18 protein-coding genes and 2 pseudogenes are annotated in these 22,084 nt (G+C 60.6%); 12 read left to right on the top strand and 8 right to left on the bottom strand.

What is annotated here, in order from left to right:
• Positions 1-154: 154 nt before the first annotated feature.
• Both ACI2KB_RS02070 and ACI2KB_RS02065 read left to right on the top strand, forming a co-directional pair.
• Positions 155-643, top strand: coding sequence for a (2Fe-2S)-binding protein (locus ACI2KB_RS02070; RefSeq protein ID WP_404630897.1), 489 nt, complete (start codon positions 155-157; stop codon positions 641-643).
• Between the two features lie 13 nt (positions 644-656).
• Positions 657-4,226 carry a molybdopterin cofactor-binding domain-containing protein gene (locus ACI2KB_RS02065; RefSeq protein ID WP_404630895.1) on the top strand — a complete coding sequence of 1,190 codons (3,570 nt, stop codon included), beginning with the start codon at positions 657-659 and terminating at the stop codon, positions 4,224-4,226.
• A 261-nt stretch (positions 4,227-4,487) separates the two neighbouring features.
• Here the strand turns inward: ACI2KB_RS02065 and ACI2KB_RS02060 are convergent, their stop codons facing one another.
• The 3 genes from ACI2KB_RS02060 to ACI2KB_RS02050 form a co-directional block, all read right to left on the bottom strand.
• Positions 4,488-5,141: a TetR family transcriptional regulator gene (locus ACI2KB_RS02060; RefSeq protein WP_404630893.1), complete on the bottom strand. Its 654-nt coding sequence runs from the start codon at positions 5,139-5,141 to the stop codon at positions 4,488-4,490.
• A 13-nt stretch (positions 5,142-5,154) separates the two neighbouring features.
• Positions 5,155-6,498, bottom strand: coding sequence for a CDP-diacylglycerol--serine O-phosphatidyltransferase (pssA, locus tag ACI2KB_RS02055; RefSeq protein WP_404630891.1), 1,344 nt, complete (start codon positions 6,496-6,498; stop codon positions 5,155-5,157).
• A gap of 235 nt (positions 6,499-6,733) precedes the next feature.
• Positions 6,734-7,738: an NADP-dependent oxidoreductase gene (locus ACI2KB_RS02050; RefSeq protein WP_404630889.1), complete on the bottom strand. Its 1,005-nt coding sequence runs from the start codon at positions 7,736-7,738 to the stop codon at positions 6,734-6,736.
• A 335-nt stretch (positions 7,739-8,073) separates the two neighbouring features.
• Here ACI2KB_RS02050 and ACI2KB_RS02045 point away from each other — a divergent pair, with 335 nt between their 5' ends.
• From ACI2KB_RS02045 to ACI2KB_RS02025, 5 genes and pseudogenes are all read left to right on the top strand, one after another.
• On the top strand, positions 8,074-8,835 hold the full coding sequence (locus ACI2KB_RS02045; RefSeq protein ID WP_404630887.1) for an SDR family oxidoreductase: 762 nt from the start codon (positions 8,074-8,076) through the stop codon (positions 8,833-8,835).
• Positions 8,836-8,938: 103 nt separating this feature from the next.
• Positions 8,939-10,411 (top strand): mechanosensitive ion channel domain-containing protein, encoded by a 1,473-nt coding sequence (locus ACI2KB_RS02040; protein WP_404630885.1) that lies wholly within the window; start codon positions 8,939-8,941, stop codon positions 10,409-10,411.
• Between the two features lie 117 nt (positions 10,412-10,528).
• On the top strand, positions 10,529-11,458 hold the full coding sequence (locus ACI2KB_RS02035; protein ID WP_404630883.1) for an LD-carboxypeptidase: 930 nt from the start codon (positions 10,529-10,531) through the stop codon (positions 11,456-11,458).
• A gap of 339 nt (positions 11,459-11,797) precedes the next feature.
• Positions 11,798-12,907: pseudogene (locus tag ACI2KB_RS02030) on the top strand (HAMP domain-containing protein); the annotation flags it as partial.
• Entirely contained in the window at positions 12,887-13,768 is an 882-nt protein-coding gene (locus ACI2KB_RS02025) for a methyl-accepting chemotaxis protein (protein ID WP_404631719.1), read from the top strand. The pseudogene ACI2KB_RS02030 and the gene ACI2KB_RS02025, both read left to right, overlap by 21 nt.
• A gap of 140 nt (positions 13,769-13,908) precedes the next feature.
• Here the strand turns inward: ACI2KB_RS02025 and ACI2KB_RS02020 are convergent, their stop codons facing one another.
• On the bottom strand, positions 13,909-15,096 hold the full coding sequence (locus tag ACI2KB_RS02020) for a benzoate/H(+) symporter BenE family transporter (RefSeq protein WP_404630881.1): 1,188 nt from the start codon (positions 15,094-15,096) through the stop codon (positions 13,909-13,911).
• A 146-nt stretch (positions 15,097-15,242) separates the two neighbouring features.
• Complete coding sequence (locus tag ACI2KB_RS02015) at positions 15,243-15,686, bottom strand: MarR family transcriptional regulator (protein WP_404630879.1); 444 nt, start codon at positions 15,684-15,686, stop codon at positions 15,243-15,245.
• An 81-nt stretch (positions 15,687-15,767) separates the two neighbouring features.
• On the opposite strand from ACI2KB_RS02015, the gene ACI2KB_RS02010 reads away from it, so the two are divergent.
• The 3 genes from ACI2KB_RS02010 (at position 15,768) to ACI2KB_RS02000 (ending at position 18,129) form a co-directional block, all read left to right on the top strand.
• Positions 15,768-16,934: a PLP-dependent aminotransferase family protein gene (locus tag ACI2KB_RS02010; protein WP_404630877.1), complete on the top strand. Its 1,167-nt coding sequence runs from the start codon at positions 15,768-15,770 to the stop codon at positions 16,932-16,934.
• Positions 16,935-16,983: 49 nt separating this feature from the next.
• A complete protein-coding gene (locus ACI2KB_RS02005) occupies positions 16,984-17,586 on the top strand; it encodes a glutathione S-transferase family protein (protein ID WP_404630875.1) in 603 nt (200 codons plus the stop codon).
• Positions 17,587-17,742: 156 nt separating this feature from the next.
• Positions 17,743-18,129: a lysozyme inhibitor LprI family protein gene (locus ACI2KB_RS02000; RefSeq protein WP_404630873.1), complete on the top strand. Its 387-nt coding sequence runs from the start codon at positions 17,743-17,745 to the stop codon at positions 18,127-18,129.
• A gap of 25 nt (positions 18,130-18,154) precedes the next feature.
• Here the strand turns inward: ACI2KB_RS02000 and ACI2KB_RS01995 are convergent, their stop codons facing one another.
• Together ACI2KB_RS01995 and ACI2KB_RS01990 are read right to left on the bottom strand one after the other, a co-directional pair.
• Entirely contained in the window at positions 18,155-18,889 is a 735-nt protein-coding gene (locus ACI2KB_RS01995; RefSeq protein WP_404631717.1) for a methyl-accepting chemotaxis protein, read from the bottom strand.
• Between the two features lie 123 nt (positions 18,890-19,012).
• Positions 19,013-19,699, bottom strand: a pseudogene (locus tag ACI2KB_RS01990) (cache domain-containing protein); the annotation flags it as partial.
• Between the two features lie 832 nt (positions 19,700-20,531).
• Here ACI2KB_RS01990 and ACI2KB_RS01985 point away from each other — a divergent pair.
• Positions 20,532-20,921 (top strand): response regulator, encoded by a 390-nt coding sequence (locus ACI2KB_RS01985; protein WP_404630871.1) that lies wholly within the window; start codon positions 20,532-20,534, stop codon positions 20,919-20,921.
• Here ACI2KB_RS01985 and ACI2KB_RS01980 read toward each other — a convergent pair whose 3' ends face one another.
• Positions 20,922-21,530, bottom strand: a complete 609-nt coding sequence (locus ACI2KB_RS01980) for a TetR/AcrR family transcriptional regulator (RefSeq protein WP_404630869.1) — start codon at positions 21,528-21,530, stop codon at positions 20,922-20,924.
• 185 nt (positions 21,531-21,715) lie between these two features.
• Here ACI2KB_RS01980 and ACI2KB_RS01975 point away from each other — a divergent pair, with 185 nt between their 5' ends.
• Positions 21,716-21,937, top strand: a complete 222-nt coding sequence (locus ACI2KB_RS01975; protein WP_404630867.1) for a hypothetical protein — start codon at positions 21,716-21,718, stop codon at positions 21,935-21,937.
• Positions 21,938-22,084: the final 147 nt, after the last annotated feature.

Genomic DNA, 22,084 nt, shown 5'->3' with positions numbered 1-22,084 from the left:
GGAGCGTTCCGTTTGTAGGAACGGTCTGCGTTTCAGCAGCGGAGCCTCCCATTTCTTACGGCCATTTCCCCGCTGGCACGCTTCCTGCTCTCTTTTCATGAAGTAAGCACTTCATTAAAAGCCGGATACGGCCAGTAACACATGGGGAAGCAGAATGAGCGAGCAACAGGTGGCGGGGGAGAAGACCCTGACGCTACAGGTCAACGGTCAGGCCGCGTCGGTCACGGCCATGGCGGACACGCCGCTGTTACTGGTGTTGCGCAATGATTTTCAGCTCAACGGCCCCAAATACGGCTGCGGTCTGGGCGAATGTGGCGCCTGCACGGTGATCATCGACGGCGTGGCCGCGCGCTCGTGCGTGTTCCCGCTGGCAGGCGCCGAAAACCGGGAAATCACCACCCTCGAAGGCATCGGCTCCCGTGCATGCCCGCACCCGGTGCAGCAGGCGTTCATCGACGAGCAGGCTGCGCAATGCGGTTACTGCATGAACGGCATGATCATGACCGCCAAGGCCTTGCTCGACCGCAACCCGCATCCCAGCGAAGCCGAGATCCGCAACGAACTCTCGTCCAACCTCTGCCGTTGCGGCACCCACATCGAAATTCTGCGTGCGGTCATGCGGGCCGCCCGTCACCCGCTTTGAACCGGATGCACTCATGACCCAGACCACGCCCACCCGCGATTCCCTGTTGGCCAAAAACGGCGTCCTGCTCGTCGTCGATGACATCCTGCCGCCGTCCGGCCCGGTCGCCAAAGGCGGCACGCCCACTGTCAAACCCAAGGAACTGGGGCTGTTCATCGCTATCGATGAAGACAACACGGTCTACGCCTTCAATGGCCACGTTGACCTTGGCACCGGCATTCGCACCTCGCTGGCGCAGATCGTCGCTGAAGAGCTCGACCTGCGAATGGATCAAGTGACCATGATCCTTGGCGACACGGAGCGGGCGCCGAACCAGGGCGCGACCATCGCCAGCGCCACCTTGCAGATTTCTGCGATTCCGTTGCGCAACGCCGCTGCCGAGGCTCGCCGCTATCTAATAAAGGAAGCGGCGGAGCGTTGGGCGGTCGATGCCGAGTCGCTGGTGATCGAAAACGGAGTGATCAATACGCAAGACGGCCGTAGCTGCCGCTTTGGTGAACTCATCACCGGTCAGCACATCGAGCTGCGCATCTCCGGCGACGCACCGCTCAAACGCCTTGAAGACTACAAGCTGGTAGGCACTGTCGCACAACGGGTGGACATTCCGGGCAAGGCCACCGGGGAACTGACCTACGTGCACGACATGCGCCTTCCCGACATGCTCCACGGTCGAGTCGTGCGCCCACCGTACGCCGGTTACGACACCGGCGAGTTTGTCGGCACCAGCCTGCTGGGCGTCGACGAGTCGTCCATCGCTCACATTCCGGGCATCGTCAAAGTCGTGGTGGTCGGCGATTTCGTCGGCATCGTGGCGATGCGCGAAGAACAGGCGGCCAAAGCGGCGAAGGAGCTGAAAGTCAGCTGGAAGCCCTGGCAGCATCAATTGCCGGACCTGTCGGACATTGAACAGGCGATTCGCGACAACCCGCGCATTCAACGGGTGGTGCTGGATAAAGGCAATGTCGATGAAGCCCTGGCCAACGCCAGCGAACGGATAACCCGCACCTACCTGTGGCCCTATCACATTCATGGCTCCATCGGCCCCTCTTGCGGGTTGGCGGACTACCGCGAAGACGGCATTCGCATCTGGTCCGGTACGCAGAATCCTCACATGCTGCGCGCCGACATCGCCTGGCTGCTGGAATACCCGGAAGAGCAGATCGAGATCATTCGCATGGAGGCGGCGGGCTGCTATGGCCGCAACTGCGCCGATGACGTGTGCGCCGATGCGGTTCTGTTGTCAAAGGCGGTCGGGCTGCCGGTGCGCGTGCAACTGACTCGCGAGCAAGAGCACGCGTGGGAGCCCAAAGGCACTGCGCAGTTGATGGAAGTCGATGGCGGCCTCAGCGCCGAGGGCGGCATCGCCGGTTACGACTTCAGCACCAGTTACCCCTCCAATAACTCGCCGACCCTGGCCTTGCTGTTGACCGGTCGAGTGGAGCCGGTGCCTGTGATGTTCGAAATGGGCGACCGCACCTCGATTCCGCCTTACGACATCGACCACATGCGCGTGACCATCAACGACATGGCGCCCATCGTGCGCGCCTCGTGGATGCGTGGCGTGTCGGCCTTGCCCAACACTTTTGCTCACGAATCCTATATCGATGAACTGGCCTTCGCGGCAGGCGTCGATCCAGTCGAGTACCGACTGCGTTACCTGCATGACGACCGTGCCTCCGATCTGGTGAAAGCCACCGCCGAGCGGGCGCAATGGTCGCCGCGCACCCAGCCAATGCAAACCCCTGAAGAAAATGGCGTATTGCGCGGGCGTGGCTTTGCGTACGCCCGTTACATCCATAGCAAGTTCCCCGGCTTTGGTGCAGCGTGGGCGGCGTGGGTCGCGGATGTGGCAGTGGACAAGCACACCGGCGATGTCTCTGTGACGCGGGTGGTGATCGGTCATGACGCGGGGATGATGGTCAATCCGGCAGGGGTGCAGCACCAGATTCACGGTAATGTCATCCAGTCCACCAGTCGCGTGCTCAAGGAACAGGTGACGTTCGAGGAGTCGACCATCGCCAGCAAGGAGTGGGGCGGTTATCCGATCCTGACCTTCCCCGAGGTGCCGAAAGTCGACGTCATGATGATGCCGCGTCAGGCCGAACCGCCCATGGGCGCGGGTGAATCGGCGTCGGTGCCCAGCGCGGCGGCGATTGCCAACGCGATTTACGACGCCACCGGGATTCGGTTTCGAGAGTTGCCTATTACGCCAGAGCGGGTGCTCGCGGCATTAAAAGCCACGGGTGATGCGGCCAACAGCGCGCCGCCCGAGTCGCCGAAAGCCAAACGTTCGAAATGGCTGTTTGGCTCGTTGTTCGCGGCGTTCGGCGCGGTCCTGGGCATGGCGGCAACCGCCTTGCCTTGGCGCGCCGAGATTGCGCCGATCACGCCGCCCAGTGCGGGCACCTGGTCAGCCGCAACGCTGGAGCGCGGGCGATTGCTGGCCTCGGCAGGGGATTGCGCGGTTTGCCACACCGCGCCGGGCGGGGTCAAGAATGCGGGCGGGCTGGCGATGGACACGCCGTTCGGCACCTTATATAGCAGCAACATCACGCCGGACCCTGAAACCGGCATCGGCAACTGGTCCTATCCGGCCTTCGAACGGGCGATGCGTGACGGCATCAGTCGCGATGGCAAACACCTGTATCCGGCGTTTCCCTACACCGCGTTTCGCAACATCGACGATGCCGACATGCAGGCGCTGTATGCCTACCTGATGTCGCAAACCCCGGTCAAACGGGTGCAACCGGCCAATGACATGCAGTTTCCGTACAACGTCCGGCCTTTGATGGCGGGCTGGAACGCGCTGTTTCTGCGCAAGGGCGAAGTGCAGGCTCAGCCGCAGCAAAGCGCGCAGTGGAATCGCGGGCAGTATCTGGTCAACGGTTTGGGCCACTGCGCCGCGTGCCACTCGCCGCGCAATTTCATGGGGGCGGAGAAGGGCGGAACGTCGTTTTTGGCCGGGGGCATGGTCGATGGTTGGGAGGCACCCGCGCTCAACAGCCTGTCAAAAGCGCCAACGCCGTGGACCGAAGATCAGCTTTTCAATTATCTGAGCACGGGCTATTCCGATGCCCATGGCGTGGCGGCAGGGCCGATGGGCCCGGTGGTGTCTGAACTGTCGAAGTTGCCGAAATCGGATGTGCGGGCGATGGCGGTGTACCTGGCGTCGTTGAATGGTTCAGCGGATGCGGCACCCATTACCGCGAGCGAGCCTATTGCGAAGCCGAGCGTTTCAGCCCAGTCGCTGAGCAACGGCCAGCGGGTGTTTGAAGGGGCTTGTCAGGGGTGTCACGCCGATGGGTTGGGGCCAAAGCTGTTTGGGGTAAGCCCGTCGCTGGCCAGCAACACCAACGTGCACAGCGCCTTGCCGGACAACCTGATCAAAGTGATTCAACAGGGCATTGCCAACCCGGCGACGCGGGATTTGGGCTACATGCCAGGATTCAAGGACAGCCTGACTGACACGCAGATCAGCGATCTGACGGCCTACCTGCGCAACCGCTTCGCGCCGAACGAGCCGCAGTGGACGGGGTTGCAGGAGAAAGTGGCGTATCTAAAAGCCAATCCCGGTACTCACTGACTTCGGTGGCTATTGGATATCCGCGGTTGGATACGCTTCTCGTGGGAGCCGGCTTGCTGGCGAAAGCGTTAGGTCAGATAAGCAGGTGTCGACTGATGTACCACATTCGCCAGCAAGCCGGCTCCCACAGTTTTAGCGTCGATATCAAGGTCTGGATTCGCCGCAAACCTTGTGGGAGCCAACTGGGTGGCGAAGGCAGTTGACCATGCAACATAGAATCTCCCACGGGTGTGGTGGTGTACCTGAAGTGTCGCGATCGGGTCAAGCCGTGGCATCGGGCAACACCCGAACCCCCCGCACCACCAGATCCTGAATGAACGCCAGCCAGTCCTGCCGTTGCCCCTGACCGCCCATGTCCTGTCCCAGAAATGAGGTCAGGGTGTGCAGGTTGGAGTTATAGAAGTAGCAGAGCGAGGCGATCATCAGGTACACGTGCTTGAGGTCAACGTCGTGGCGGAACAGCCCTTGCTGCTGACCCGCTTCAATGATCGGCCGCAACACGCCAACCGCCTCACCCGACAAGCGACGCAGTTCGCTGGACTGCTTGGCATGTTTGCCTTTATGCAGGTTCTCGATACTGAGAATGGCGACGAATTCCGGGTGGGTGACGTAGTAGTTCCAGACGAACGCCACCACTTGACGCAAGGTTTCAACCGGAGTCGACGGGTCGAGCTGCAACTGGCTCTCAGCAACGTTGAAACGCTCGTACGTGTGCTCCAGCACTTTGACGAAGAGCTTTTCCTTGCTGCCGAAGTAGTAATAGATCATCCGGTCGTTGGACTCGGCCTCTGCCGAAATCTTCTCGATGCGGCCCCCCGAATACCCGTCGCGGGTGAACACCGTAATGGCCGCTTGCAGAATCCGCGCGCGGGTTTCCTCGGCCTGTTGCGCACGCACCCCTGTGTTTTTGCTCATCTGCCCTTGCTCATCAGAGAATCCGGTACAGCAGGCGTTCGACGCGCACCCTGCTGACACGACGCAAGAACGTGCGCACGCCAAGGGGGTATTCGCTGAGGGTGTCCAGTTCGTCGAACTTGCCCACGCGGTGGGTGTTGCGCATCAGTTGGCTGATTTCTTCGGCGCGAGGAGCGAGCCACTCGCCTTTGGGGTCGTCGATCAGCACCGCGTTTTCCAGATCGAGCTGGAAGGCACGCGGGTTCAGGTTGTTACCGGTGAGCAGGGTGTAGCGCTCGTCTGCCCACAAGCCCTTGAGGTGAAAGGTATTGTCGCCGTCTTTCCACAGGTGAATGTTCAGCTTGTGTTTCTCTACAGCAGTCTGATGCTTCTGCATGAAGCGGCGCAGGCTGATTTCGTACAGGTACGGCAGCGCCGAAATGACCTTGAACGGCTCTTGCGGCGGGATGAAGAAGTCGTTGGCGGTCTTGTCACCGATGATGATGTCGATTTTCACGCCGCGCTTGAGGGCGCGGTTGATCTCGCGTTTGACCACCAGCGGCATGTTGAAATATGGGGTGCACAGCGTCAGTTGCTGGCGCGTTCCGGCGATCAGGTCGCACAGCACCTTGCTCAGCGGGTTCTTGTTGCCGATGCCCAACAGCGGAATCAGGCGGAATTCGCCATTTTCACGAATACCTTCGTTGATGTCATAGCTGGCGCGCTTGAGGCGCTGACGGAACTGACGGATTTCCCCGCGAATGCTGCGCGAGGAGGGCGGCGAAGGCAGATCGAGGCGATGCACGGCGTCGGACGGCAGAATCTCCTTGTGCACCAGGCGCAGAAACGAGTCGGCCAGGTCCTTGTTTTCCAGCACCTGATAGCGGTCCAGACGGTACTTGCCCAGTTTATGCAGGTACACGTTATTGATGCTGGCGCCGGTATAAATCACGCAGTCGTCGATGATGCTGCCTTTGAGGTGCAGCACGCCGAACAGCTCGCGGGTTTGCACGGGCACGCCGTAGATCGGCACCTCCTGATCGTGCTCCAGGTTCTGCGCCTGATACCACGCCGAGTTCCCCGCCTGCTTGCCTGCGCCGATCAGCCCGCGTTGAGCGCGGAACCAGTCCACCAGTACAACGATTTCCAGCTCGGGTCTTGCCGCTTTGGCGGCGTAGAGCGCGTCGAGGATTTCCTGACCTGCTTCGTCCTGCTGCAAATACAACGCAACGATGCAGATACGTCGGGTCGCCGAAGCGATCTTCTCCAACAGCGTGCGCCGGTAATCGGCAGCGCTCGGCAGAAGGGTGATCGCCGCGCTGGACGATTCGAAGCCGCGCAGCGCTGCAAGGGTAGAACGTCGGAAGGGAGCCCGCATAAGCCTCTCGATGGATCGAAAATCAACAGCGCACGAGCTTACACCAGAGTGCGCCTTGTGGTGGCTTTGGCAGCAGTATCAGTGACGTGTTCAGCGCAATTTCAGCAAATGAACAGGCGAACCCTCGATCTCTATAGTTACGCGCTCGCCCGCGACAGCCGGGTGTCAGCCAATGCCTATGTCACAGGCATGTCACATCCGCGGGCGAGCGCGCCCTCACCACAACCCGCTCGCGTCAGACCTTCAACACCAACTTCCCGTGGTTCTCGCCGTTGAACAGCATCTGCAGGGTCTCGGGGAACGTCTCCAACCCATCCACCACATGCTCCTTGCTCTTGAGTTTGCCCTGCGCGAGCCATCCCGCCATTTCCAGGCCCGCCTTGCCGAAGTGCTCGGCGTGGTCCATCACCACAAACCCCTCCATACGCGCCCGGTTCACCAGCAGTGACAGGTAGTTGGCCGGACCCTTGACTGCCTCTTTATTGTTGTACTGACTGATCGCGCCGCAGATGACGACGCGGGCCTTGAGCGCCAGACGAGTCAGCACGGCATCGAGAATATCGCCGCCGACGTTATCGAAATACACGTCCACGCCCTTGGGGCACTCGCGCTTCAGCCCCGCGTGGATGTCTTCGTTCTTGTAGTCGATAACACCGTCGAAACCGAACTCGTCGATCAGGGTCTGGCATTTGTCCTGGCCGCCCGCGATACCGATCACCCGGCAGCCTTTGATTTTGGCGATTTGCCCGGCGACGCTGCCCACCGCACCCGCTGCGCCGGAAATGACGACCGTTTCCCCGGCCTTGGGTTGGCCGACTTCCAGCAGCGCGAAATACGCCGACATGCCGGTCATGCCCAACGCGGCAAGGTAGACCGGCAGCGGCAGCAATTTGGGGTCGACTTTATGAAAACCTCTGGGTTCTCCGACGAAATAGTCCTGCACGCCCAGCACGCCCTGCACGTAATCGCCCACGCTGAATTTTGGGTTCTGCGATTCGATGACTTTGCCGACCCCCAGCGCCCGCATGACTTCGCCCAGACCCACCGGCGCGATGTACGACTTGCCCTCGTTCATCCAGCCGCGCATGGCCGGGTCCAGCGAAAGGTATTCGCTCTTCACCACCACCTGACCTGGGCCTGCTTCGGCGACGGGTACAGTCTGGAAAGTGAAGTCATCACGACTGGCCGCACCTTTCGGGCGGCGGGCCAGCAGGAATTGGCGGTTGTTCAAAGCGGTCATGGCAGTGTCCTGAGCGAAGAGGAAAAGCCAGTCATAGCTCCGCTCCGGGGCGCCTCGCAAGCAAAGCCGGTTCAGCGAATGCGCACCGATCCATTGGAATGATGTGAGCGCAGTCGCGCTATCACCACAATGCATGAACCGGTAACCGGGTCTTTGATAGTGCTGATGCAGATACAACCTCCCTCGCTAGACTCACGTCATTCCTTGTGGGAACCGGCTTGCTGGCGAATGCGGTGTGTCATTGAGCGGGGATGTGTCTGGCAAACTGGATTCGCCAGCAAGCCGGCTCCCACAACATCGAGTTGCCTATACCCAATAACAAAAAGGACTCATCCATGAGCATGACGTTTTCCGGGCAGGTCGCCCTCGTCACTGGCGCCGCGGCGGGCATTGGCCGGGCCACCGCGTTGGCGTTTGCCGAACAGGGCTTGAAAGTGGTAGCGGTCGATCTGGACGCCGACGGTGGGGAGCAGACCGTCGAACAGATTCGTCAGGCCGGTGGCGAGGCGCTGTTCCTGCGCTGCGATGTGACCAAAGAGGCCGATGTGCAACAAATGACGGCCAAAGCCGTCGATGCCTATGGCCGGGTGGATTACGCGTTTAACAACGCTGGAATCGAGATCGAGAAAGGCCGTCTGGCCGAAGGCAGCGAAGCGGAGTTCGACGCGATCATCGGGGTCAACGTCAAAGGCGTCTGGCTGTGTATGAAATACCAGTTGCCGGTCATGCTGGCGCAGGGCGGAGGGGCTATTGTCAACACCGCGTCGGTCGCGGGCCTCGGCGCAGCGCCGAAAATGAGCATTTACGCGGCGTCGAAACATGCGGTCATCGGCCTGACCAAGTCAGCGGCCATCGAATACGCCAAGAAGCACATCCGGGTCAACGCCGTATGCCCGGCAGTCATCGACACCGACATGTTCCGCCGCGCCCACGAAGCGGACCCGCGCAAGGCCGAATTCGCCGCCACCATGCACCCGGTCGGCCGCATCGGCAAGGTCGAGGAAATCGCCAGCGCGGTGTTGTACCTGTGCAGCGACGGGGCTGCGTTCACCACCGGGCATTCGCTGGCGGTGGATGGCGGCGTAACAGCGTTCTGAAGCACGGCAAAATCCTGTCGCCGCACGGCTTGTATTCAAATGCACCGCCGAGGGTATGCCGGACTGCTACGCTGCATGAGCCATTCACTGCCAGAGTCCCTCGATGGATCACCTGTGGTTCGCCTATCCACTCCTCAGTGCGTCGGTCTTGCTGATCATCGATCTGGTGCTCTGGCAATGGATGCACCCCCGTTTTCTGCGGCGCAAGCTGGCCTGTCGGCTGGTGCTGTTCCTGCTGTTCAGCATGGCGCTGCTCGACGGCGGCCTGAGTCCGCTGTATCAGGTGCCCGCCGAATGGTCGGTGGCCCGGCATGTGCTGGCGACGATCCTGACCATTGCCTGGTGGCTGTTCGGCGCGCGGGCACTGACGGTGTTGATCGTGGTGATCATGGAGCCCCGCATCGGCGGCAAGGGCCATCTGCTGCAGGACGTCATGGGTGCCATCATCTTTCTCGTCGCGGCGGTGGCCGCGGCGGGTTACGTGCTCGATCTGCCCGTCAAAGGCCTGCTGGCAACCTCTGGCGCGGTGGCGATCATCTTTGGTCTGGCGGTGCAGAGTACGTTGGGCGATGTGTTTTCCGGGATCGTGCTCAACGCCACCAAACCGTTTCGTGTCGATGACTGGATTCGCGTCGATGACATCGAGGGCAAGGTCATCGAAATCGACTGGCGTTCCACCCACCTGCTCACCTCTGAAGGCAGCATGGCGGTCATTCCGAACGCGATGGCGGCCAAGACCCGAATCGTCAACTTCAGCCGCCCCGACCACTTTCATTCCATCACCCTGAGCATTGAACTTTCGACCCGCTTGCGACCCAGTCTGGTGCTCGACTCGCTGGACAAGGCCATCCTCGGTTGTCGCGAATTACTGCCACAGCCCAAGGCTTCAGCCGTGGTCGTGAGGTCGGGGCTGCGCAGCGTGGAGTACGAAGTCACCGGCTATGTGAAATCCCGTGATCGGCGCTCAGCGGTGCGCAATCAGCTCTATGACCTGATCCACCGGCAACTGGCCGCCACCGAGAACCGGGCCGATCAGACACGCCCGGCCACGCGCCAGTCGGCCGTGCTCAATACGGTGGGCGCGCTGCGCATGCTGGGCGATGATGACCGCGCCCAACTGGAGCAGCACATGCACCTGGGGGCTTATGCGGCCAAGGACGTGGTGCTGGCCGAAGGGGTCATCCCTGAGGCGCTCTACATCATTGAGTCCGGCGTGATGTCGGTGTCTATCCAGCGCCCCGATGGCTGGCTGGAAGTCGGGCGCATGGGGCCGGGCGAGCTGTTCGGCGAGACCGGTTTCGTCGACGGAACGCCCACCGTCGGGCGCTTCTGTGCCTACACCGACTGCATGATCTACCGGATTGACAAGGCCGACCTTGAACCCTGGCTGCAGGAACACAGTGAGTTGGTCGGTGCTCTGGCGGGGCTGGCGAAATTTCGTAGCAAGGCGCGGGCCGCGATGCTGGAAACCAAGCCGGTGGTCGTGGACCCGAGAGGGTTCATGGGCTGGCTGCGCAAAAACGTCACGCGCTTTCAGGTCAACCGTGGGCCTGGGCCGAACGACAGGATGAGTTGACTTTTCTCACGCCGTTTCTGGGTATGTCCGGACTGTCACGGCGGCGTTCGCCACTGGATTCAATGCAGGGACTGCTCTAAATTGCCAGCTCATTCGAACATCAGCCGAGTTGTTGAAATGCCTGTTTCCCGTCCCGTCCTGAACCCCTCCGTCCTCCGTGCAGGCGATGCCGTTGCGCTGGTGTCGCCTGCCGGACCCGTCGCCGAGTCGAGGGTGCAGGCCGCGGTGCGTGAACTGACGTCGTGGGGGTTGCAGCCCAGGGTTTATCCTCACGCGCTGGATGCCGAGCACTACTTGGCGGGCAGCGATGCTCACCGCACGGCAGACCTGAACGACGCCCTTGCCGATCCCGAGATTCGCGCCGTGCTGTGCAACAGAGGTGGCTACGGTGTGCAACGGATTCTTCAACACCTGGATTACGACGCCGTGCGGCGGGATCCGAAACTGGTGACGGGTTTCTCTGACATCACTGCATTGCATGCCGCGTTGTGGCATCACACCGGTCTGGCGACTGTCCATGGTCCGGTCGCCGCGCAACTGGAGCGGGGCGGGCTATTCGCCAGTACCTTGAAGCATGCGCTGATGAGCACCGAACCGACGCGGATACAGGCCGATCCCGATGAACCCACTTACCGCGTCCGCACCTCCGGTGTCGCCAGGGGCACGTTGCTGGGCGGCAATCTCAGCATCCTGAGCACCTGCGTGGGCACGCCGTTCATGCCCGACCTGGACGGCGCGATTCTGCTGATCGAAGACGTGGGCGAATTGGCTTACCGAGTCGATCGGCTGCTCACTCATCTGGGCAATTGCGGGCTGTTGCAGCGCGTGGCGGGCATTGCCGTTGGGCAGTTCAGTGAGCCGGGCCATGGCAACAACCCGATCCGTCCGCCGGACGTATTGATGGAGCGCCTGGGCTCACTGGGTATCCCGTTGCTGGGCGGACTTTCCATCGGCCATGGCGACCGCAATCTGGCCGTGGCGCTGGGTCGCGAGGCGACGCTGGATGCCGATGCAGGAACGCTGACCGTGGCTGCGGCAGCGCGCTGATGTCCCGGCCTGATCGCCCTCGGGTGATGGGCCGGCGAAAACGAGCGTTACCTGCGCACAGGTGTCACTAAAACGCCCGCTTGCGCGCCACTTTCGCCCATCACCTTCTGTCGCTTTTCCGCTGTTTCCGGGCATGGGGAGCCATTGACGGCCTGTTGAACATTCCGGATACGCCGATAACCATTCTGGAAGCGACCTTGGCGTAGCTATTTGCCATTAATCCGACGTCAAACTCTTGTTTTGCCGCTGACCCGTTGCGAATCTGCACGAAAATTGAATGGCCGTGCTGAACATGGCCTCGCCTTGGGCGCCTTTTACGCTGTGATTGGGGATGATCGTATGATGTCGGCCGTGCAATCGCGTTTTGCCAATCTCGGTATGGCAAAGAAACTGGGTATCGGATTTGTCCTCGTTTTGCTGCTGACCGCGCTGGTCGCTGCGATTGGTGTCTGGTCGCTGCGCTCGATCAGCGTGCACTTCGACAGCCTCAAGGAGATGACGGCGCTCAACACCGGCCTCAATCGCGTGCGCCTGATGGAGCAGGATTACGCCTTGCACAGCGACCCGAAAGTGGCGGACGCACTGCATGCGGGGCTGGATGCGCTGAATACACAGGCCGAACAACTCAAGGCCAGCTCCGCCGTCAACTTGCGGGTCATGGGCGAAGTGCAGCAAGCGCTGTCGGCCTATCGCAAGTCCTTCGATGAATTCGTCAGCATCAGCCAGAGCAAGGACCTGGCGCTGGAAATGGCCAGTTGGTCGGTGTCCAGCGTGGCCAACAACCTTGACGTGTTGCAGGCCGGTCTTGCCGATGACGGCGCCTACAACCTCAAGGACTCCCAGGGGCAGCAGGGCTCGGAATTCATTGAGCAATCCGGGCAGATCAGCCAGATCTCCAAGTTGATGATGCAGGCCATGGACGAGGCGCGGGTGCGTCTGGACAAGAGCCGCAAGACGGGGTCCGGCGAAGAGGCCAAGACCGGCAAGATCGAGCAGGCGGTTCAGGCCCAGGACATGGCCAATCAGCTCAAGGACGTGATCAAGGACCCGGGTTACCTGACCGTGCTGACGGAAGTCATCGGTCACATCACCAATTTCAGCGACAAGCTCAACGAATACACCGGCCTGCTGACGGACGAAGCCAAGGTCTCCCAGCAATTGGCCAGCAATGCCAAAACCGTGGTGCAGCAGGTCAATCAAGCCTACGACGCCGAAGACCAGTCGATGCTCGGCGAGTTGCAGGCCAACTCGCTGAAGATCATCGGCTCATCGATTCTGGCGCTGTTCGTCGGCCTGATTGCGTCATTCGTCATTACCCGGATCATCGTTGCTCCGTTGCGCAGCGTGATTGCCATTGCTCAGCGCATTGCGGCGGGCGATCTGAGCGGCAACGTGCAGGTCACGCGCAAGGATGAAATCGGCCAGTTGATGCAGGCCATGCAGCAGATGGGCGCGGGCCTGAGCGGCATCGTCAGCGGGTTACAGGCGGGGATCGAGCAACTGGCCACTGAAGCGCATTCACTCTCGGCAGTGACAGAGCAAACCAATCTGGAAGTCAGCACCCAGAAAGAAGAGACCGAGCAAGTCGCGACCGCCATGAACCAGATGACCGCCACTGTGCACGATGTGGCGCGCAACGCCGAGGAAGCCGCATTGGCCGCGCAGACCGCCGACACCAAGGTCGACAGCGGCCAGGCGGTGGTGCGTCAGAGCATGCAGCGTATCGAGCAACTGGCGACATCGGCGAACTCGGCCAGCGACAGCATCGAAAGTCTCAGCGCTGAGATTCAGAACATCGGCAAGGTGCTGAGCGTGATCAAAAGCGTGGCCGAGCAGACCAACCTGCTGGCCCTCAACGCGGCCATCGAAGCGGCGCGGGCGGGCGAGCAGGGCAGGGGCTTTGCGGTGGTGGCCGATGAGGTTCGCGCACTGGCCAAGCGCACTCAGCAATCGACCGAAGAAATCGAGCGTCTGGTTACCCGTCTGCAAACCGGTGCTCAAGCGTCGGTGACCCAGATCCAGAGCAGTGGCGAATTGGTGAAACTGGCGGTCAGCGACGCGTTGCAGACCGAAAGTGCGCTGGGCAGTATCGCGGCGGCCGTGTCGTTGATTCAGCAAATGAACCAGCAGATCGCCGCTGCGGCGGAAGAGCAAAGCTCGGTGGCCGAAGAGATCAACCGCAGCGTCACCAGCATCCGCGCCAGTGCCGACCAGTCAGCGCTGGCCATGCAGGGTAACGCCGCGTCGAGTATTCAACTGGCGTCGCTGGGGATGGAATTGAAAGGGATGGTGGGGCATTTCAGGCTTTGATACCAAGCGCATCACCTTGTGGGAGCCGGCTTGCTGGCGAAGGCGTTGGGTCAGTCACTTCTGTGTTGCATGACACACCGCTTTCGCCAGCAAGCCGGCTCCCACAGGTTCAACCGCAGGGCATGAGAATCAGAAATGCATCACTTCCGGTAATTCAAGATCACCAGCGTCAACACCCCCGCCACGATCCCCCAGAACGCTGAACCGATGGAGAACAGCGTCAGGCCTGAGGCCGTCACCATGAAGGTGATCAGCGCTGCCTCACGTTCCTTGGGTTCGTTCATCGCCACGGTCAGGCCGTTCATGATCGAACCGAACAATGCCAGTGCGGCAATCGACAACACCAGTTCTTTTGGAAACGCTGCGAACAGCGCCGCCAGCGTTGCGCCGAACACCCCGGCGATGGCGTAGAAAATCCCGCACCAGATGGCCGCCGTGTAACGTTTGTTGCGGTCTTCGTGCGCGTGGGGGCCTGTGCAGATTGCGGCGCTGATTGCCGCCAGGGTGATGCCGTGGGCACCGAACGGTGCGGTGAGCATCGAAACCAGGCCCGTGGCGGAAATCAACGGTGAGGCGGGCACGTGGTAATCGTCTGCCCGCAAGACGGCAATGCCAGGCATGTTCTGGGATGTCATGGCCACCACGAACAGCGGGATGCCGATGCTGATGGTCGCGCCTAGCGAGAACGACGGTGTGGTCCATTCAGGAATGGCGACTTCCAGTGTAAAACCACTGAAGTTCAGCATGCCGAGCATCGCGGACAGCCCCACGCCGACCAGCAATGCCAGCAACACGGCATATCGCGGCGAGTAACGTTTGACGATCAGGTAGGTGAAAAACATGCTCAGCACCAGGCCCGTGCGATGCTGGGCAGCGACGAAAATCTCGCTGCCGATCTTGAACAGGATCCCCGCCAGCAGTGCCGCCGCAAGGGAGGTCGGCAGGCGTTTGACCATCTTTTCGAAGCTGCCGGTGATGCCGCAAATGAACACCAAGGCTGCGCTTGTGATGTACGCGCCAATGGCCTCTGGGTACGCCACGTGCCCGAGGCTTGTGATCAGCAGGGCAGAGCCGGGCGTCGACCAGGCCACCGAAATCGGCGAGCGATAACGTAGCGACAGGCCGATGCTGCACACCGCCATGCCCATGAACAGCGCCCAGATCCACGAGGAAATCTGCCCCGACGTCAGCCCGGCGGACTGGCCCGCCTGAAAGATCAGCACCAGCGAACTGGTCACGCCGGTCATCATCGCGATGAAGCCTGCCACGATGGCCGAAGGGGAGGTATCGGCCAGAGGGCGCAGCGGCGTGTGGGTCGCGTCGGTCATGCGGTGTTTCCTTGGGACGATGAGTGAGGGGAGTGGCAAGCCTATACGCAGTTGTCACAATTCATTGCAATACAGCCGTAAACGCATTGATCGGCACAGTTGAGCAGGCGTGCCGATACCCTTCTGTGGGCTCACTCCTACAGCCGTCAGCCGCGACTTAAGGTCTTACCCAACGCCTGATTCACCGCCAGCCAGCCATCCACCGCTTCACGACCGGCCTCCGCGAACACCCGTTGCAGCAGTTTCACCTGCTCGCGTCGCAACGACTCTTCCAGTTTCGCCCCCTCCGCGGTCAGCTGCAGCAGACGTTTGCGCTTGTCGTCCTCGGGGGCAACGCTGAGCACCAGTTCCATTTCCACTAATTGGCGCAGCGGCGTGTTCAGCGCCTGCTTGCTCACGCCCAGAACGGTGAGCAGTTCCTTCACGCTCAGGCCGGGGTAGCGTGCGATGAAAAACACGATGCGCTGGTGAACACGGCTCAGGCCTCGACGATCGAGCATCTCGTCGGCCTTGGCGGTAAACGCCTGATACCCGAAAAAGAACGCCTCCATGGCGATCTGCTGGGTCGATGAATTTTTAAGGTCAAGCATATTGACGTATCCGGGTGTGTCGTCGTAAGTTCGGTCAACCAGTTTGACGTATTTCCAATTATGTCCGCCAGTGGTGATCTCATGGCTTTTTCCGAACGCGTCACCCGTTTGAAGAGTTCCCTGATTCGCGAAATCCTCGCGGCTGCCCAGCGCCCGGAGATGATGTCCTTCGCCGGTGGCCTGCCCGCCGAAGCGATGTTGCCGCAAAGCGAATGGGCAGAAATGCCTCGTAGCATCGGCCAATACGGCATGAGTGAAGGCGAGCCTCAACTGCGCGAGGCGCTGGCAGCACAGGCCCGAGCGCTGGGCATTGAGTGCGAGGCGAGTCAGGTGATGATCGTCAGCGGCTCGCAACAGACCCTGGATCTGGCGGCCAAGCTGTACATCGACAAAGGCACCGAAATCCTGCTGGAAGGCCCGACCTATCTGGCTGCCCTGCAGATTTTCCAGTTGTTCGGCGCCGATTGCCTGACCGTGCCATTGCTCGCTGACGGACCGGATCTGGATGTTCTGCGCCAGCGTCTTGAGCGCCACAAGCCCTCATTCGCCTACCTGATTCCGACATTCCAGAACCCGTCCGCCGTGCGTTACAGCGAAACGGCGCGGGTCGCGGTGGCGGCCTTGCTGGACGAGTTCAACGTTACGCTGATCGAAGACGAACCCTATCGCGACCTGACCTTCGATGGTGGCAGCGCTCGACCGATTGCCGGGCGTCTGAAGAAGGCCAGTTGGATCTACACCGGCACCGTATCGAAAACGTTGATGCCCGGCCTGCGCGTGGGTTTCCTGATCGCCTCCAAAAACCTGTTCCCGCATCTGCTCAAACTCAAACAGGCCGCCGATCTGCACACCAATCGAGTCGGCCAGTGGCAGGCGTTGCAGTGGATCGGCAGCGAGCGCTACGAGCGGCATTTGGCGGATCTGCGGGACTTTTATCGCACCCGCCGCGATCTGTTCGAAGCGGCATTGCAGCGCCATTTCAGCGATTTGGCCGAGTGGAACAGTCCTCGGGGCGGCCTGTTTTTCTGGCTGGAACTCAAAGAAAAACTCGACACGCGCACACTGCTCAACACGGCGCTTGCACAGAACGTCGCGTTCATGCCCGGCGAGCCCTTCTTCACCGAACCGGACGCCAACCCCGGCTATTTGCGGCTGAATTTCAGCCACATCGATCCGACACGACTTGACGAAGGGCTGAAGCGACTGGCGGCGGTCATCCGACAGGCACAAGCGGCCCTTGCGGCCTGATACATTACGCACACGCACCATCTGAGCGGCATTGAGGGGAGAGCAGCAGATGTACAAGGTTTACGGCGATTACAACTCGGGCAACTGCTACAAGATCAAGCTGATGCTCAACCTGCTGGGCGCAGCTTATGAATGGGTGCCGGTGGACGTTCTCAATGGCGAAACCGAGACCGAAGCGTTTCTGGAAAAGAACCCCAACGGCAAGATCCCCGTACTGGAGCTTGAAGACGGCACTTGTCTGTGGGAGTCCAACGCGATCCTCAATTTTCTCGCCGAAGGCACGCCGTACCTGCTGACTGAACCGCGCCTGCGTACGCAAATGTTGCAATGGCAGTTTTTCGAGCAGTACAGCCACGAGCCGACCATCGCCGTGGCACGTTTCATCCAGTTTTATCTGGGCCTGCCGGAAGAGCGTCTGGAGGAATACCGCGTGCTGCAAAAGCGCGGCTACAAGGCGCTGAAAGTGATGGAAAAGCAGTTGGTGCGCACGCCGTTTCTGGTGGGCGAACAGTTCTCCATCGCCGACATCGCGCTGTACGCCTACACCCACGTCGCCCATCAGGGCGGTTTCGACCTGAGCCAGTTCCCGGCGATTCAAGCCTGGCTTGAGCGGGTGAAGGAGCAGCCGGGTTACGTCGGCATGCTCGACTGATTACAGGCGCGAGTTAAAAAAGCCGGCCATGGCAACAGTGGCCGGTTTTTTTATGTCTGAATGTTGTGCCTGACCTGTCAGGTGACTGAAGCGTTTAAGCTGCGCGCCCGCTGGGCAGCCGCCCCGGACGATCAATCAAGAAACAGGGAGATTTAAATGCGCTACGCGATGATGGCAATGGGCATATTCATGACACTGGGCATCGGTTGCTCGGCTCAGGCCGCCGAGTGCGATGACACGCAAACCACCATGAATCAGTGCGCGGGTCAACAGTACGCAGCGCTGGATGCCGCGTTGAACACGCAATACAAGGCGCAGATGGCCTTTCTGAAGAGCCCGGCGCAGAAGAAGGCACTGCAAGACGCACAGAAGAAGTGGATCGCCTTTCGTGATGCTGACTGCCTGTATCAAGTTGGCAAACGTGAGGATTCAGGTTCCATCTGGCCGATGGAGCAGGCGCAGTGTCTGGCTGAGCACACCAAGGTTCGCGTCGAGCAGTTGAAGGCGTTCGTGGCCTGTCGCCAGGAAGGCTGCCCGCGCTGAGGCGGGCAACCGAACAGGGCGGGGCTTAGACGCGGAACTGTCGCAGCAGCCCGTTCAACTGCTCGCTCAACCCTTTGAGTTGCGCGCTGGCCGCGCTGGATTGTTCGGCGGCGACGGCCGTGCTTTGTGACAGTTGCGCCGCCTGCGTCACGTTCTGGTTGATGTCCTCGACCACGTGGGACTGCTGCAACGTGGCGCTGGCAATCGAAGCGTTCAGGCCATTGAGGTTGCGCAGCGCCTGGCTGATAGAGGTAAGGCTCTGGCCTGCAAGGTTGGCCTGTTCGATGGTCAGTTGCGACGCGCGGCTGCTGTCGCCGATCACTTTCACGGCAGCGTCGGAGTGGGATTGCAGGCGTTCGATCATCGCTTGAATCTCGGCGGTCGACTTCTGGGTGCGTTGCGCCAGCAGTCGCACTTCGTCTGCCACCACGGCGAAGCCGCGGCCCTGATCGCCTGCGCGCGCCGCTTCGATGGCCGCGTTCAGCGCCAGCAGGTTGGTCTGTTCGGCGATGGAGCTGATGACCTCCAGCACTCCGCCAATCTGCGTACTTTCACTGGACAGCGTGCGAATCACGTCCACGGCCTGGTCGATGGTCCCGGACAAGTGACCGATCTGCTTCAGGCTGCTCTCGATATTGGCTTGACCCTGCTGGGCCTGGGACTCGGCGTTACGCATCTCGCTGGCGGCGTGTTCGGCGTTCTTTGCGACGTCCTGCACGCCGTAGGTCACTTCGTTCACGGCCGTTGCGACTTGCTCCATCTGCAGCGATTGCTGCTGGCTGCGCTCCTGGGCCTGAACTGCATTGTTCCCCATGTTCCCGGAAGCCTGCCCCAATTCAGTGGCTGACAACTGCAGGTCATGGATGACTCGGCGCAACTTGGCGGTGAAGGCGTTGAAATGGGTCGCCAGTTGCGTGATCTCGTCCCGGCCTTGGGTTTGCAGGCTTCGGGTCAGGTCACTTTCGCCGCTGGCAATGTTGGCCATGGCCTCTACCGTGGCCTTCAGTGGCCCGGCGATGCTGCGTCCGATCAGGGTCAGCAGCAGCGCCATGACCAGAATAATCCCGGCACTGATCGACAGCGCCTTGATCACTTGTTGCCGGAATTCGGCCTGTACGTCATCGACATACACGCCAGAACCGATGATCCAGCCCCACGGCGTGAACAGCGAAATATAGGAAGTCTTCTCCACGGCATCGCTGGCCCCGGGTTTCGGCCAGCGATAATTGACTACGCCCGCCCCCTTGGCTTTGGCCAGGGTGACCATTTCATTGAAGACCTGAAACCCGTCGGGATCCTTCACCCCCGAGAGGTCCTGCCCCACGAGCTTGGGGTTGGCCGGGTGCATGATCATCACCGGGCGCAGATCGTTGATCCAGAAGTAGTCGGTCTGGTTGTAGCGCAGGCCGCGAATGGCATCCATGGCCTGCTGTTGGGCCTGTTCGCGGGTTAACGTTCCGGCGGTTTCCAGGCCATGGTAGTAGTCGAGCAGGCCGCTGGCGGTCTGAACCACATGCATGGTCTTCTGGGCTTTGGCGTCGTACAGGTCGTCATGGATTTGTTTGAGCATGGCCACGGCCAGCGTGAACAACATCAACACAGCGACGATGAGGATCAGCCACAGACGCCGACTGATCGAGAGATTGCGCATATTCATGACCGTCACTCCGTTCATTGTTCTTGTTATGGCGCGAACCGTTTCGATACCGGCTCACCGACAGCGAATCGCTTCCCCGGCGAAGCGTTGATAAAAGCGCCGCTGTCATAAAGCATCTCGGCGTTGATGAGGCAAACCTGAGCGCACAGACCCTATTTGGACTGCTAGTCGTCGGGTAAGGCCGAATCATCGTATATGTTCTTCAGGGGTGACCAAAAAGTGACGTCAGATTTTTTACAGGTATGGCGAAAGGCTTACACGAAGTGGAGATTTTTGCTCTATGTTGGATCCCATCGGCGCAGTACATTGGATCCATCAACTGCAGCAACGGACCGCTGCAGGATCAGGGACGATCGACCGTTGCCAGGCATTGGCGGCCGACAGGAAGTTGGACGGTCTTGCACAAACCCGCTTCGGCGGGTTTTTTTATGGCTGCAGGAAAGTGGCGGATTTCCTGGACGCCCACGTTGTACGCTGTAGCAGCATGGGTTGCCTGCGGTGAGGTCCTCAACACCGCTGCTGCCGACAAGCCGGACGGCTACAGGTGGCGAGGCCTTCAAAATCGCTGTTGTCAGCAAGCCGTGTCTACGGCGCATTTATCTCCAACCCCCCATTCTTTAGAACAAATCTGTCGACCGGATGGAATTTCCGGCGCGTGCGTCGCTCACAGTACCGACAACAACCCGAGTCCAGGATTGGGCCGACCGGGCAGGCAATGGGAAGAATTATGGTGGGTGCAGCGCAAATGGCAGCGAACGGACAGCAAAAGGGACTCATTCTGGTGGTGGAAGATGAGTCGATCATTCGTGATTTCGTCTGTGAAATTCTGGGTGATGAAGGGTTTAGCACCTACGCCCTGGAAAACGCGGACGACGCCGCGAAGTTTCTGGACGATCATGCAGACCGCGTGTCATTGCTGCTCACCGACATCCTCATGCCTGGCACGTTGAACGGTGCGGATCTGGCGAATCTGTCTGGCAACAAATGGCCTCAGATTCCGATCCTGATCATGTCCGGTCACGAAACACCGGAGAGTTCGGGCGTTCAGTACCCCGTGACGTTCATCCGCAAGCCGTGGAGCTTCGGTCAATTGCTCGACGGCGTGGACAAGGCGCTGCAAGCAGGCAAGGCCTGATCAGCACTCCGGTTCACAGCCTTTGAGCACCATGCGGATGATGGTTTGGGCGGCGGCTTCGTAGTCGGCGTCGTCCAGCTTCGCCTTGCCGGTCACGGTGGAAATCTGCCAGTCGAAGTCTGCGTAAGTCTGGGTCGCTGCCCAGATGCTGAACATCAGGTGATGAGGGTCGAGCGGGGCGATCAGACCGTCGTCGATCCAGCCCTGAATGCATTCGATGTTGTGCCGGGCCTGGTCGTTGAGCTGGGCCACTTGCTCAGGCGTCAGGTGCGGCGCGCCGTGCATGATTTCGCTGGCGAACACCTTGGACGCGAAGGGCAGGTCACGGGAAATGCGAATCTTCGAGCGGATGTAGCCGCTCAACACCTCGGCAGGAACCCCCTCGCGATTGAAGGGTGTTGACGCCTGCATGATCGGCTCGATGATGCTTTCCAGCACCTCGCGATAGAGGTTGTCCTTGGATTTGAAGTAGTAATAGACGTTGGGCTTAGGCACACCGGCCTTGGCGGCGATGTCGCTGGTCTTGCTGGCGGCGAAGCCTTTATCGGCGAATTCTTCACTGGCTGCGCGCAGGATCAGTTCTTTGTTGCGCTCGCGGATGCTGCTCATAAAGCGGAATGTCCTTGCCTGCTCGGCGGTGGCGAATGTTAGCACCGGCCTCCTGACAGGCTCAAGATTGGGGCCTGATGACGCTGCGCTGTAATCCATGTGAGCGCCAATGGTATGGTTGCGCAAGCCGGAACAATCTGGCTCCTTTCAAGGCCTGAACGGGTAGTGGGTGACGAGGTGCGAGTATGAACAGTCCTTTGTTTTCCAGCGTGGTCGCCTATGCCCAGCACTGCGAGCGGCAGTTGGTGGAAATTCTGCATCGCCGGCCGAGCCTGGACCGGCAGCAGGTCATGACGTGGGTCGATGAACAGAGCCATGCCATGAAAGATACCGATCCGCTGGATCTACTGCGTTCGCTGAACGCCCGGGTCAGGGCGGGCAAACCATTGCCGTGGGAGGTCAATTAACGGACTACGCGTCAGTCCTCTGTGGGAGTCGGCTTGCTGGCGAATGCGCACTGTCAGGCGATTCATCTGTGACTGCACCACCACGTTCGCCAGCAAGCCGGCTCCCACAGTGGGCATGCGTACCGGCAACTGGCTCACTCCCGCTGG

The organism is Pseudomonas sp. NPDC088444, from assembly GCF_044900175.1.
In the GTDB taxonomy this organism is placed as follows: Bacteria; Pseudomonadota; Gammaproteobacteria; order Pseudomonadales; family Pseudomonadaceae; genus Aquipseudomonas.
Note: the sequence above shows the minus strand (reverse complement) of the source record. Positions and strands in the feature narration are given on the sequence as shown.

Bases quoted from the DNA above. Each gene is read 5' to 3' on its own strand.
- ACI2KB_RS02070 (WP_404630897.1), top strand. From the start codon at position 155: ATGAGCGAGCAACAGGTGGCGGGGGAGAAGACCCTGACGCTACAGGTC.
- ACI2KB_RS02065 (WP_404630895.1), top strand. From the start codon at position 657: ATGACCCAGACCACGCCCACCCGCGATTCCCTGTTGGCCAAAAACGGC.
- ACI2KB_RS02060 (WP_404630893.1), bottom strand. From the start codon at position 5,141: ATGAGCAAAAACACAGGGGTGCGTGCGCAACAGGCCGAGGAAACCCGC.
- pssA (WP_404630891.1), bottom strand. From the start codon at position 6,498: ATGCGGGCTCCCTTCCGACGTTCTACCCTTGCAGCGCTGCGCGGCTTC.
- ACI2KB_RS02050 (WP_404630889.1), bottom strand. From the start codon at position 7,738: ATGACCGCTTTGAACAACCGCCAATTCCTGCTGGCCCGCCGCCCGAAA.
- ACI2KB_RS02045 (WP_404630887.1), top strand. From the start codon at position 8,074: ATGAGCATGACGTTTTCCGGGCAGGTCGCCCTCGTCACTGGCGCCGCG.
- ACI2KB_RS02040 (WP_404630885.1), top strand. From the start codon at position 8,939: ATGGATCACCTGTGGTTCGCCTATCCACTCCTCAGTGCGTCGGTCTTG.
- ACI2KB_RS02035 (WP_404630883.1), top strand. From the start codon at position 10,529: ATGCCTGTTTCCCGTCCCGTCCTGAACCCCTCCGTCCTCCGTGCAGGC.
- ACI2KB_RS02025 (WP_404631719.1), top strand. From the start codon at position 12,887: ATGCAGGCCATGCAGCAGATGGGCGCGGGCCTGAGCGGCATCGTCAGC.
- ACI2KB_RS02020 (WP_404630881.1), bottom strand. From the start codon at position 15,096: ATGACCGACGCGACCCACACGCCGCTGCGCCCTCTGGCCGATACCTCC.
- ACI2KB_RS02015 (WP_404630879.1), bottom strand. From the start codon at position 15,686: ATGCTTGACCTTAAAAATTCATCGACCCAGCAGATCGCCATGGAGGCG.
- ACI2KB_RS02010 (WP_404630877.1), top strand. From the start codon at position 15,768: ATGGCTTTTTCCGAACGCGTCACCCGTTTGAAGAGTTCCCTGATTCGC.
- ACI2KB_RS02005 (WP_404630875.1), top strand. From the start codon at position 16,984: ATGTACAAGGTTTACGGCGATTACAACTCGGGCAACTGCTACAAGATC.
- ACI2KB_RS02000 (WP_404630873.1), top strand. From the start codon at position 17,743: ATGCGCTACGCGATGATGGCAATGGGCATATTCATGACACTGGGCATC.
- ACI2KB_RS01995 (WP_404631717.1), bottom strand. From the start codon at position 18,889: ATGGAGCAAGTCGCAACGGCCGTGAACGAAGTGACCTACGGCGTGCAG.
- ACI2KB_RS01985 (WP_404630871.1), top strand. From the start codon at position 20,532: ATGGCAGCGAACGGACAGCAAAAGGGACTCATTCTGGTGGTGGAAGAT.
- ACI2KB_RS01980 (WP_404630869.1), bottom strand. From the start codon at position 21,530: ATGAGCAGCATCCGCGAGCGCAACAAAGAACTGATCCTGCGCGCAGCC.
- ACI2KB_RS01975 (WP_404630867.1), top strand. From the start codon at position 21,716: ATGAACAGTCCTTTGTTTTCCAGCGTGGTCGCCTATGCCCAGCACTGC.